Source organism: Rapidithrix thailandica, assembly GCF_039710355.1.
Taxonomy (GTDB): Bacteria; Bacteroidota; Bacteroidia; order Cytophagales; family Flammeovirgaceae; genus Rapidithrix; species Rapidithrix thailandica.
In genome coordinates this window covers 452,472-465,512 of record NZ_JBDKWZ010000003.1, presented here as the reverse complement: position 1 = coordinate 465,512, position 13,041 = coordinate 452,472, and the positions used below count along the sequence as shown (strand labels likewise).

7 protein-coding genes are annotated in these 13,041 nt (G+C 41.3%); 1 reads left to right on the top strand and 6 read right to left on the bottom strand.

Translation table 11 applies throughout. The features are described 5' to 3' along the window. Positions 1 to 72: 72 nt before the first annotated feature. Entirely contained in the window at positions 73 to 1,197 is a 1,125-nt protein-coding gene (gene hemW, locus AAG747_RS07485) for a radical SAM family heme chaperone HemW (RefSeq protein WP_346820529.1), read from the top strand. Positions 1,198 to 1,237: 40 nt separating this feature from the next. Here hemW and AAG747_RS07480 read toward each other — a convergent pair whose 3' ends face one another. From AAG747_RS07480 to AAG747_RS07455, 6 genes are all read right to left on the bottom strand, one after another. Beyond that, complete coding sequence (locus AAG747_RS07480; protein ID WP_346820528.1) at positions 1,238 to 2,629, bottom strand: sulfatase family protein; 1,392 nt, start codon at positions 2,627 to 2,629, stop codon at positions 1,238 to 1,240. A gap of 316 nt (positions 2,630 to 2,945) precedes the next feature. Continuing rightward, on the bottom strand, positions 2,946 to 4,580 hold the full coding sequence (locus tag AAG747_RS07475; RefSeq protein WP_346820527.1) for a discoidin domain-containing protein: 1,635 nt from the start codon (positions 4,578 to 4,580) through the stop codon (positions 2,946 to 2,948). 97 nt (positions 4,581 to 4,677) lie between these two features. Then, positions 4,678 to 6,405: a DUF3472 domain-containing protein gene (locus AAG747_RS07470; protein WP_346820526.1), complete on the bottom strand. Its 1,728-nt coding sequence runs from the start codon at positions 6,403 to 6,405 to the stop codon at positions 4,678 to 4,680. Between the two features lie 253 nt (positions 6,406 to 6,658). Continuing rightward, positions 6,659 to 7,723 (bottom strand): DUF5126 domain-containing protein, encoded by a 1,065-nt coding sequence (locus AAG747_RS07465; protein ID WP_346820525.1) that lies wholly within the window; start codon positions 7,721 to 7,723, stop codon positions 6,659 to 6,661. An 18-nt stretch (positions 7,724 to 7,741) separates the two neighbouring features. After that, positions 7,742 to 9,553, bottom strand: a complete 1,812-nt coding sequence (locus AAG747_RS07460) for a RagB/SusD family nutrient uptake outer membrane protein (RefSeq protein ID WP_346820524.1) — start codon at positions 9,551 to 9,553, stop codon at positions 7,742 to 7,744. 34 nt (positions 9,554 to 9,587) lie between these two features. After that, a complete protein-coding gene (locus AAG747_RS07455; protein ID WP_346820523.1) occupies positions 9,588 to 12,992 on the bottom strand; it encodes a SusC/RagA family TonB-linked outer membrane protein in 3,405 nt (1,134 codons plus the stop codon). Positions 12,993 to 13,041 lie beyond the last annotated feature (49 nt).

Here is a 13,041-nt window from a genome sequence, read left to right as displayed (position 1 = left end):
AAATGATAAGGTGCATAACAGAGTACTTTTTCTTGGGTTCTACTTCTCCTGTTTTACTAAAGTGCTATTGATTTGTCAGGAATTTACATCCATATCCCTTTTTGCAAGCAAGCATGCTATTATTGTGATTTTCACTTTAGTACCAATACTTCACGCCAAGTCGAAATGGTAGATGCGATTTGTCAGGAATTAACCTTCAGAAAAGATTATTTGCAAAGCCCTGTCAAAACTATTTATTTCGGTGGGGGGACCCCTTCTTTACTTACTGATAATCAATTGATTAAAATCTTATCCACAGTTTATCAACACTATTTTGTGGATATCTCCCCGGAAATTACACTGGAGGCAAATCCGGATGATTTGAACCGGAACAAACTTCTTCAATTGAAAAAAGCGGGTATTAACCGCCTTAGCATTGGTATTCAGTCCTTTCATGAACCCCATTTAAAATTCATGCACCGGGCACATTCATCCAATGAAGCGGAAACTTGTGTAAAACAGGCTCAGGATTGTGGATTTGATAACATTACCATCGACCTAATTTATGCCATTCCCGGAGGTACCCATCAACTGTGGGAAAAAGACCTGAACAAGGCAATCGCGTTGCATACGCAACATATCTCTTCCTATTGCCTGACCATTGAAGAAAAAACCGTATTTGGCAATTGGAATAAAAAAGGTCAATTAAAACCCAAAGAAGATGAATATGCCGCCCGTCAATTTGAAATCATGGTGGAAAGACTCACCCACAACGGATTCGAGCATTACGAAGTATCCAACTTTGCACTACCGGGCTATTATTCCCAACATAATTCCAATTATTGGAAACAAACCCCTTATTTAGGCATTGGCCCCGGTGCTCATTCTTTTAATTTGCAATCCCGTCAGTACAACGTATCCAGTAATGCTCAATATCTCAAAGCCCTTCAAGAAGGTACAATCCCCGCTACCAAAGAAATTTTAAGCAAAGAGGATCAAATCAATGAATACTTACTCACCAGCCTGCGAACTCAATGGGGTTGTAATACCAACTACTTATTGGAAAAACTACATTGGGACTTACTAACAGAAAAAGCCGCTATTCTGAACAAATATCAGAAAAACGGCTATTTATCAATTTCTCCTCAAAATATCATCACTTTGGAAACCAAGGGCAAATTGATTGCAGATCAAATCACCGCAGACTTATTTGTATAATGTTCTCCCTTCATTCACATCATGATAGCTTTTACTACCCTTATTCCTTAGTTTGCTCTCCTGTATTTTCTGCTTTCGCAAAAAAACTCGATTCACTCTCTAATTTCTGTTCATGGGCATCAATTTCCTTTTGCAATTCAGCGATTTTCTCAGGGTACTGTTCGGATAAGTCATATTTTTCCGAAGGATCTTCTTCAATATTGAATAAAAGCGGAAGCTTCCCCTCAAAATATTGTTTGCCTGTTTGACTGTAAGTGTGGATATGCAATTTCCAGGCTCCCTTGCGCACAGCATACAAATAGTTGTTCATGCCGTAATAAAAATACGGTTGCTCCACACTGGCTTCACCGCTCTGTTTTAAAAGTGATACAATACTTTTTCCATCGACCGCCCGGTCAGTTGGGATTTCTTGTTTTGCCAATTGCAGTGCAGACACATACAAATCCAATGTGCTGGCAACCTCCGCACAAACACTTCCTTTTTTGATGGTACCGGGCCACCAGGCAATTGCCGGTTCGCGCATACCTCCTTCCCAGGTACTTCCTTTTCCATCCCGAAACAGTCCTGCAGAGCCGCCTTCAATGTCTTTGATGATCCAAGGGCCGTTGTCACTGGTAAAAAATACCAATGTATTTTCAGCCAGTCCCTCTTGTTGAAGAGTTTCCAAAATTTGACCGACACTCCAGTCGATTTCTTCAACCACATCCCCATATTTTCCTCGCATTGATTTTCCTTGGAAGTCTTTTCCAGGCATCAGTGGCACATGGGGCATAGCATAAGGCAAATACAAAAAGAAAGGATCCTTTTTATTCCCTTTGATAAAATTGACCGCCCGTTCAGTATACATTTTTGTCAATTTGGTCTGATCGGGGTTCAGTTCCAAAGTATCGTTATTTTGAAATAGAGCGATGTCCGGAAATTTAGGAGGGATCATATCATTACTGTAAGGCAAACCCAGGTATTCGTCAAAGCCATGCTGTACAGGTAAATATTCATGAAGGTTACCCAAGTGCCATTTTCCAAACATACCCGTTTTATACCCAGCGTCTTTCAGTCCTTCGGCCAAGGTGTATTCTTCGGGATGCATACCCTTGGGTCCATCCGGATACAGTACCCAACCAAAGCCGGAACGTATAGGGTATCGACCTGTCAATAAGGAATAACGACTGGCTGAGCATGCCGGAGAACCCGAATAAAATTGAGTAAATCGCATTCCTTCCCCTGCCATACGGTCGAGGTTAGGCGTTTTGATAGTCGGATGGCCATACACGCCCAAGTCCCCATAGCCCATATCATCACAAAAAAGAATGACAATATTGGGTTTTTCTCTCAGTGGTACAGATGTCTCTGCCTCTCCTTGTTGCTTTTGAGTACAAGAAGTAAAAAATAGGCACGCAAAAAGTAAACTTAGTAATAAGGTTCTCATCATCATTCCGGTACTTTATATCACAAAATTGTTAGTAATCGCTGTTAGTGCTTTGTACAACACTTTATACCTAACAAAATTAAGGAAAGTAAATTAAGAAAAAACCAAACTGGTTTCAGGTAATTTTTCTAATCTTCATTAAGATGAAAATCCTATAACTTCTTGAAAATGAATATTATCAAGAAGTATAAAAAACCGGTGTATATTCAACATTGTCAGAAATTTACTCACAAAAAACCTCCTCTGTAGTCAGAGAAGGCTTTCAAAATTTGACTATTTCATCACGAGCCAAGTTATGTACACAATGAAAAGGTATGAAACCTTAATACACGCCTATTTCGGCTAAGTGGGTAAAAAATACGTTTTCACCACTGCCATTATCATAGCCGCTTATTATGGTTATTTTAAAATATCTAAACGTTTGGGACATATCCAGGTCTTTGACAATACGCTGTGCATCACTCAAGGTAAAATCGCCCACTTTGGTCCAAGAGGTATTATCATTACTTACTTCTAAAGTGTAATCCTTTACCCTGCCGTTGTATTTCTCACCCCGTTGATCAAAGACCAACCCTTTCACCTCATGAGTGGCGCCCATATCCACAGTGAAAGAATGTGGATAATCCGGTTTCGCCTGATACCATTGAGAATGCCAAAAAGAAGCGGCATCCTGATCAATCAGATAAGCAGCCGCACCGTTATCAGCCCCTTCACCTACCAATTCCTCAGAGGATACTGCTATTACCGACCAGGTATCTTTTGGCAACTCTTCCACTTCTTTTAAATGAATATCAATATCCGGTCGACCACTTTGAAATTGATAGCTGTATTTTTGTACGGTGAAATTTCCATTTTCATGGCAAAAGCGTATCCTCAACTCAAAAGGATACTGTTGAAAATCCTTGTCAATTCCTTCCAAAGGCATCGTCAGTGAAAAGCTATTGTCCGGTTCAATTTGTTTCGTTCCCCAGGTAACCGCATTATAATCCGCATCACTTTCACTGGTCTTCGGATCATTGTACACAATTACTCCATTCACCGGTACATCCGTTTCAAATTTTCCACTCACATACAAATTTTGAGCATCCGCATAGATACGCATTGCTTTCAAATTGAATTCGGGTGTTTGAGTGTAATACGTTACCGCACTGTTTTTATTCACTATTTGGTTATTATTCAGAATCAAGGCATCGGCAAGTGTAAACCGAACATTTTCAGGAGCAGAAGCAAACTCATGATTGCCCCAAGCCATCATCGAAATCCAATTGTCGGTTGCTTTGTGTTTATTATGAGGTAAATTCAAACCATGGCCCAATTCATGTATCGTCCCACCAATCCAATGATCATCTGCTTCCTTGGAGTTGCTGCCGAAGTATTTCATATCAAAGTTTTTGTAATCCAAGGCAAAGCACCATTTGCCCAAGCCATAAAAAGGTACTCCTCCGGCATTCCAGCCATTGTCTCCCTCCCGACTGGGCATAAACACCAAGGTATGAGCCCCGTGATTGTCTTCGGGATGTTGCTCAAAATATTCCTTGATTTCCTGAATGGCTTTAGACCCTCCTCCCTCATAAGGGTAATACTCTTGATTGTTTTTCCCGCGAATCACAAGCACTTTCACATAGGAAGGGTCCACTTCGCTCTTCAACAAGCCAAACGTTTTATCAAACCCATAACGGGCCATCTCCTGAGCGTACCAATCTTGCATATACAACATAACACCGGACAAGCGTTCATGATATCGTTCCAAAGGTTCTATATCAGCAGGTACAAAATAGATCACATTTAAGTTATGCTGATGATCCGATGTGAAATTTCCTAAATCAACGGGTTCTTCCGGTGACTGCCCTTCCGGTTCTTCTTTATCAATGACTTCTAGTTGATCCTTTTCAGAACAGGCAATAAGACTGCAAAAACAAAGGAATAAGAGTGGTATATAGTACGCTAATTTTTTCATATTTCATTATTTAAATAAATAGTAATAAGCAAGTTTCAAGTATTTGATAGGGCACCTTAATTGCTTGAATGAAAACTGACTCTCAACCTTACATCCATTAATACAATCCGATTTCGGCGATGTGCACAAAGAAGTTTTTTTCCGTGCCATCGTGATGCCCTGAGTTTACGGTCAGTTTCATATACCTGAAGGTTTTTGTTTCCGGAAAATCAATATTCCCTCCATTGACAGGAATTTCGAAATCACCTATTTCTGACCATGCCGTACAGTCTTTACTCACTGAGAGATGAATGGATTCAGGCCGGCCATTGGACTTTGAACGATTCTGAATAATCATCCCTTTACTCTCCACCTGTTCTCCCAAATCAAGTCTGATAAAATGTGGATAACCCGGTTGGCTGCCCGACCACTGGCTATGCCAAAAAGTAGCCGGATGACCGTCTATTGCATCAGCAGCACGGCCATTTTCCGCCCCTTCCCCTGAAGTTTCTTCCGATGAAAAATCAAGCACCTTCCACATGGACTTATCCAATGGGGTAATTTCGTTTTTCAAAGCCTTGTTTACCCTGCCCTTCAACACATTCAAATCAACAGTGGGTGCAGTCATTTGGCGTTCGGAAATGCTGGTTTTATGCTCTTGAGCTGGTGTATATCCACCGGAACTCATAAAAAATTGAGCAGAAGAACCGGGTCTCAATCCACCGGCATAATCGCTGCGGCCTTCGGGCACTCCATCCGTATGGGTCATGGATGCCAGGTTGAAATTAACCCAATTACCTCCTACTTCTTTTCCCCACATATTGTAATAATAGGCTTTGCGCACCTTCTGACCGTTTCTATTGCCAAAGTTTTCCAAAAAAGAATAAAATCCGTTAAAATAACGGTCTTCCTTAGGTGCTCTCCAAGTAGCCATATATTTCCAACCCTCTGTTTCTACATCTTTGAACCAGGCAGATAACAATGCCGACTTATTTTTCAGCTTCCGGACATTCATGATAAATTTCACAGGTACTCCGGTATTCCAAGGATATTTCCAATACGACTGTCCACCTGTCCCTTCATTTCCAAAGCTTCCTGCATTTACCTGATGACCTTTATCTACCAAAGAAACCAAATTTTCTTTTTGTACATTGTCCCGGTCATTGTGCTCCTCCGAACTATCCCAAACCGAAAAAAGGACTCTTCTTTCAATGGAACTATTGACTTGTATCCCAAAATACCCCCGGTAAAATCCAATACACATGTAAAAAGTATATAAGGGATCATAGCCTTCAGGTACATTGATTTCTCCATAAAGCCAATCGTATTCCCTGGCAACCTGGTCTTCAGGCTGATAACGCAAATGTACGGACGGAGAAGACAACCATTTTGCAAAACGAACCTCTCCATTTGTCTGAAAATTGATACTTTTTACCTTAGCTATTTTCGCCCCGGTTTTGGAAACAGGATTCAATTCCAAGCGGTAAAATCCTTTTTCTTTTACTTGAAAAGTACCCAACTGTACCTCCTGAAAGGTACCTACACCCACAGCCAGTGTTTCAAAAGTTTCGTCATATTCACTTTGGCTGGGTGAGCTTACCGTAAATTGAAAGGAAGATTGTTGACCTTCTTCAACTTGCAAAGTAATGCCGGTTAAATATTCACCGGGAGCCAATTCCAGATACCAAACCAATTGATGCTCCAACGAAGACCAATCACGGACAACATCCCGATCGGCATCAGGATTATATTTCATGGCCGGACTTTGTTCCTCCCAGGGTTCTATATAGGATTTATTCGCAGGGATGGAAATATGATTGTCAAGTGGTGTTTTCCTATTCTCCAAACCTGCATTTGGGTTAGAGGAATCATTACAAGCAGAAAACAATGCAAAAACAGGGAAAAGTATAAAATAAGTGAATGCCTTATTCATTTGTTGCACATTAAAAATAAGAGGCTGTCCGAAAAGTCAAAAGAACATAAAATGCCGCGAAGATTCTAAGTCTCAATTCTTTGATTTACAATTAGTATTTATTCGTATAAATCTTTGTGGCTACATTTCGACTTTTTAGACAGCCTTTCTAAAATTTTAAAAATTATTATTCCCCGTAGGCATATACTTCTGCCAAAAAGGTGTAAAAGTTAGGCCCTTCCAGTCCTGTCACTTTAAAGTAGCGGATTTGGGGATTGGAAGTTAGCCTGAACTTCTGTTCGGCATTGATTTGCTCAAAAGGGAACTCTCCCAGGTTTTCCCAAGTGACATTATCCACACTGCCCTCAATTTTTATTTTGGTCATTCCTTGGGTATTATTTTGACGGTTGACCAAACCTAAACGGCTCACGGTACGAACCTCTTTCATATCAATGGTAAAATGATGTGGGAAATCAGGCTGTGACCCCGCCCAGGCAGAATGCCAGAAACTATCAATAGTATCATCAATCAGGCTTCCTTTTACTCCATTGTCTCCTCCTTCAGCCGGTTCCTCCGATGAAATATCGATCACTTCCCAATTGTTTTTTGCAAACGAAACTTCTTTTAATGGCTTGGCCGTGAAGGTTTTATTTTCAGAGCGCAATCCCTGTGCATTGGATACATACACTTCAAACGTTTGCTCCGTTGCACTTACATTGGAAATAGACATCGATCCTTGAGCTTCCGAAGTATTCACTACATGCGTTTGCGACACACCGTTCGCATCCGTATACACCACATTGATACCCACTTCTTTTTCCGTTTCATTTTCCCAAGAGACTACCACACTGCCAAAATCCGCTATCAAACCGATCGTTTCCTTCACAAACAAATAGGGTGGTTGATAAGGTGTAATATTCACTGATTTGGCATCGGATAAATTTCCACTTTTGTCCCCTACACTGATTTGAAATGTATACTCCCGCTCTTCCAAACCGGAAATAACCGCGATGTCCGTATATTGACTAAATTTTTGATGCAGTGATTTGCCTTCCGAATTTGTATAGTCCACCCGTACATATTCTACGCCTTGCCCTTCCGGAAAATCCCAGGTAAACAATGCTTCTCCATATCCCGGATTCACTTGTACATTTTCAGGTCCTGCAGGTAGTTGAATCTCGTCATCCTTATCACAAGAAAATGCAAGTAATAAGAAGAAAGTTATGATACTCAGATCTCTTATTTTTTTCATGTTCGTTGTCTTTTTAGGTTACCATCCAGGGTTTTGTACTAAGTTTTGGTTTTTCTCCAATTCGGAAATTCTGATAGGAAACAAGTAATAAGAAGGGGTTTTAAAAATTCGTGTTTCCACATTGATCACCTGATAAAACTCCTCTGGTGTACTGGCTTGAATATTAAACCCTCGTGCTGGTACATTAAAATATTCCTCTCCTAACTTCCATCTTCTGATGTCCCAAACCCGGTGTCCTTCAAATGCCAATTCGATATTTCGTTCCTGACGGATCATTTCCCGCATTTCATCTTTAGTAAAAGAGCTCTTACCCACCTTGGCCCAAGCATCTTGCACGGTGGGTATTCCTGAACGGGTTCTGATTTTGTTCAAATAGCTGATGACTTCCGTATGTTTAGCTTCTCCGTAGTATTCATTCAAGGCTTCCGCATAGTTCAGGTACAACTCGGCCAACCTCACCAAAGGCCATGGGTAGTATACCAGTGTATTTTGACTGGAGTTGATGATGGATTGAGGATGCACGCCTTTTTTCACTAAATATCCTGTAGGCGTATAGTTGTTTTGCCCTTCGGACAAACCATGTTCTTCCCCAAACATAAAATTCATGGTATACTCCGTATCATTAAACTCGTATACCCCCCTGTCATAAGCAATACTGGCATAAAAACGCGGCTCACGGTGCTGGTGTAATTTCACCGTGCTCCCGTCAATTTGATATCTTCCATTATAATCGTACTCCGGATCCACTTCTATTGGCAAGCCGTTTTCCGTATAGTATGTTTCCACCATAGTGATAGAAGCCCCTTGGCCGTTATAAGGCACCGAACTGTTCATTCGGGGTGCACTATGCCTCTGCCAACCGTAATAGTCTTCTTTAATCGAATATCCCCAAATCAATTCATCGTTCCAGGGGTCTACCATGGAATAGCGGTAGCTCATCTCATAACGCTGGTCCTCATCGTCCAATGCACCGGTGTATTCATACATTCGCACGCCATTTCCTTCTGCCGACTCAATAGCAACTTTGGTTGCATCTACAGCTTTCTTCCATTTTTCCTGGTCAAAAGAAGTATTGATTAACTGTGTCCCGTCTTTATTAACAAAATCACTATAAAACTCACCATTGCCATTAAACAGCGGACTGGCGGCATACAATAGCATTCTGGCTTTGATGGATTGTGCGATCAGCTTCGTGATTCGTCCTTCTTCCGTAGATGGTATCGATAACGGTAATAATTCTATGGCCTCATCAAATTTTTGAGTGATAAACTCCACACATTCATCATAAGGCTTTCTGGTGGGGAAAAACTCTTCCTCCGGGGCGTTGAAAGACACTTCACTTTCCATCAATACAATCGGACCGTATTGCCGCATCAGGATGAAGTGGTAATAGGCTATTAAGAAATTCACTTCTCCTTTCATCCGGCGGACCTCAGGTTCGGAAAACCCGGGAGTCTGATCAATGTTCTTCAGGAAAATATAACACTGCCGGATGCCATCGTACATATCAATGTCCCCGTTAGTCGTCCAATAGTCGAAAAAGGGGCTGGAAGCATTCAACTCTCCGCGCATCATTCTTTTCGCATGGTAATGGGAACGGTCCCAAGGAGTGACCATTTCATCGGTTCCCCACAAGCCAATGGCATCGAACATATCGTTTTCATTGGGCATAAAGGAATAGGTGGAATATAAAAAATTCAACGCTTCGTTGGGTCGCTTAAAGGCATCGTCCAAGGTAGAGATATCTTTAGGAACTATATCTAAATAATTACATGCATTCAAGCCGATCAACAATGCAAACAGGCAAGTAATTTTTTTGAGTATTCTCATATTCATCATTTTCAAATTTCATTGAGTTCGTTGACTAAAGGTTTACTTGTACACCCAGGTTGATGGTGCGCTGCGGAGGATACCCCAAACCGTTACCTCCTCCCATTTCAGGATCCCAAAGGTCAAATTTGGAGAAGGTTAATAAATTGACTCCATTGGTATAAAACCTCACCTTTTCATTCATTTGATAGCCGATTTCGGCATTTTTCAAGCGCACAAAGGAGCCGTCTCTCAGCCACCAGGAAGAATTTTGAGTATTGTTAGGGTTATCCACATCCGTCAACCGGGGATAAAAAGCGTACAGGTTTTGGTTTTCTTGTGTCCAATAGTCATCGGCAATGGCCTGTAACACGTTTCTTTCGTTTTGTGCAAAAGGCTGGATATTATTGATGAAGAATGATTTTCTGGCAATTCCTTGAAAAAGCACTCCCAAATCAAACTTTTTATAAATCACATTGACACCAAAGCCATAGGTGATTTCCGGAACGGTAGGATGCCCCATCGGAACGCGGTCATTTGCATCAATTTGGTTCATTCCATCAAAGTCATTAGAGACATCCGTATACTTAATATCTCCGGGATAATAATTGGAGATAAAGGATTGCCTGGCATGGTTTTCAATTTCCTCTTGGTCGATAAACAGCCTTTCTGCTTGTAAGCCCCAAAGTTGGTTTACCGGCCGGCCTACGCTGGATAAGTAAGGATAAAGGCGATCCGGATTACTGTCTTTCAAAACTTTATTTTTGGCAAACGTAAAGGTACCTCTGGAAGAGATAATCAAGTCTTTGCCGAAGCTATGGTTGTAGGTCAAGGTAATGTCCATCCCTTTGTTTTCCACTTCGCCTATATTGGCATAAGGGTTCGATTCTCCGATCCCCATCGTACCCGGTACCGTGTTTCTTTGTAAGAAGATACCGCTTCTGACTTCTTTAAAAACATCAGCATTCAACATTAATTTATGGAACAACTCAATGTCAATTCCCAGGTTTAATTTTTTTCCTTCTTCCCAGGTAATCTCCGAATTTTCGTACCGCTCGATAAACACCCCATTCCGGGTATTGTCAAAGTTTTTTCCGAAAGTATAGTTATAATCCCCATTGCTCAGGTTCACTTTACTGACATAAGGAAAGCGATCTCCTCCAATACGGTCATTTCCCGATAAACCATAAGACGCCCTCAATTTCAATAAACTGAAGATATCTTTGGCCCCTTCAAAAAAAGCTTCGTTCGATACCACATAGCCTACAGCTACCGAAGGGAAAAAACCAAAGCGCTTGCCTTCTATAAAATTCTCCGATCCGGTATAGCCAAAATTCAACTCTGCCAAATACCGATCGTCATAAGAATAGGTAAAGCGTCCCGAAATGCCTTGATTACGGCTAGGGAGTGAAGCGGTCAAATTTTCCGTTACCAAATTGATATTATACTGTCGCTGCAGGTAAACCAATAGCCCTGTGACATCGTGTTTTCCAAACGCTCTGGCATAATTTAAGGATGTTTGAAAAAACATAAACCGGTCTCCGTTATTCGAGGCTTCTTGGGCTAAAGTTTCTCTACCTCCGTTTCCTACCAATTCCAAATCGTATTCATACTTCCCGGTTTCTTCATTCAACGAGTAGGAAGTCATTTCGTACAAAAACGGATCATAGGTACGGGTCGTTTGGGTTTGGGCCCAATTTTTAAAAGACGCCAATCCGTTAAACGAAAGCCCTTCTGTCAACATTCCCAAATCTTGTTTTAACCGCACAGTAGAAATCAGCGTAGAAGACATTCTCTCCTTATATCCTTTGACCAGGTCTGCATAGGGATTATTATTGGAAAAACCGGAAGTACGGAATCCGAAGTAGATATGTCCGGATGCATCAGGTGTGGGATAGGTGATAGGAAAGCGCACCGGATTGGAATTCATCACACTGTTAAAAATACTGCTTGCATCTACGGCCGGGCCGTTATAATCCACAATGTCTGCGCTAATATTTAATTCCAACTCTGTAGTAGGCGACACTTTTGCCGAAATATTGTTGACAAAGTTGTAGCGCTCATTAATAATATTATTATTGAAATCGTTGACATTGGTTTTGGTCAGTATACCTTCGTCTCTGTAATAGGAAACTGACATGTAGTATTTGGCCACTTTTCCACCCCCTCTTACATTCACATTCGCATATTGCCGGGTTGCATAATTTTTAAACAACTCATCCAACCAATCGACATTGGGAAACACATAAGGATCCAGGCCTTTTCTGGTACCATCGATTTTTTCTTCACTGTATTTTGGGTTGAGGAATGGATCCCGGTTTCGTTTTGCCTCGTTATACATTTGCATAAAAGTGACTGCATCGGTAAACTTTGGCAACTTGGTCGGGCTTACAAAAGAGTTTTCTACCCGGAAACTCACCCGGGGTTTTCCTTCAAACCCTCTTTTGGTTTCGATGAGAATAACCCCGTTGGCTCCTCTGGCCCCATACACTGCCGTAGCCGAGGCATCTTTCAAAATGGAAAAATTATCAATGTTGGTCGGGTCAATCCGGTTCATATCCGAAAGGGAAATTTCAATCCCATCCAAAAAAACCAATGGGCTGGTATTCCCCAAGGTAGCAACCCCCCTGATCCAAAATTGAGCGGCATCCCTACCCGGTTCACCGGAACTTTGCACCGCCACCACCCCGGAAAGCCTTCCGGCAAACGATTGGGAAAGGGAACTGCTGGGATTTTTTAATGATTTGGGCTTTACGGTAGTGACCGATCCTACTACACTCAGTTTCTTTTGCTCTCCAAACCCTACGACTACCACCTCTTCCAACTCCGACACATCGGATTGCATCACAATATTCAATTTTTGCTGCCCGTTTACTTCTATCTCCTGAGTTTTGTAGCCGATAAAACTGAAAATCAATGTGGCTCCCTCCGGCATAGTCAGGTTAAAACTTCCATCCACATTCGAGGAAGCGCCACGGGTGGTACCTTTGATCAAAATACTGACTCCGGGTAAAGGCTGACCGTCTTCATCCACTACCGTTCCGGAGATTTGAATGTCCTCGGCTTTTTTTACAGCATCGGCAAAAGTCTCAGAATTAACTCTTTTCCGGCTTACATAAATATTTCCATTAACCCTCTTGAAGTCCAAGGGATGATCCGTAGACAACAAGCGAAGTAAATTAGCTAAAGAAATATGCCTTTTGCTCAGCGAAAGTTTGTTGAGGTTTTTAAGAACATTTTTGCTGTACGCAAAGTTAAAATTGGTTTGCTTCTCAATGTCCGTAAATATTTTTTCGATGCTTTGATTTTTAATCTGTACACTCACATAGATGTCCTCTATGCTTTTTTGCGCTTTTCCCTCCGCAGCAATCAACATACTGCAAAGGAAGCACTGAATAGTTAGTCCTAATAATGCATACCTAGACATGGCTAATACTTGTCGTATTAATTTCAATTTCATACTTTTAAGGATGTTTTTGTTGAGAAATCATTTTCATCAAAAGCATTAT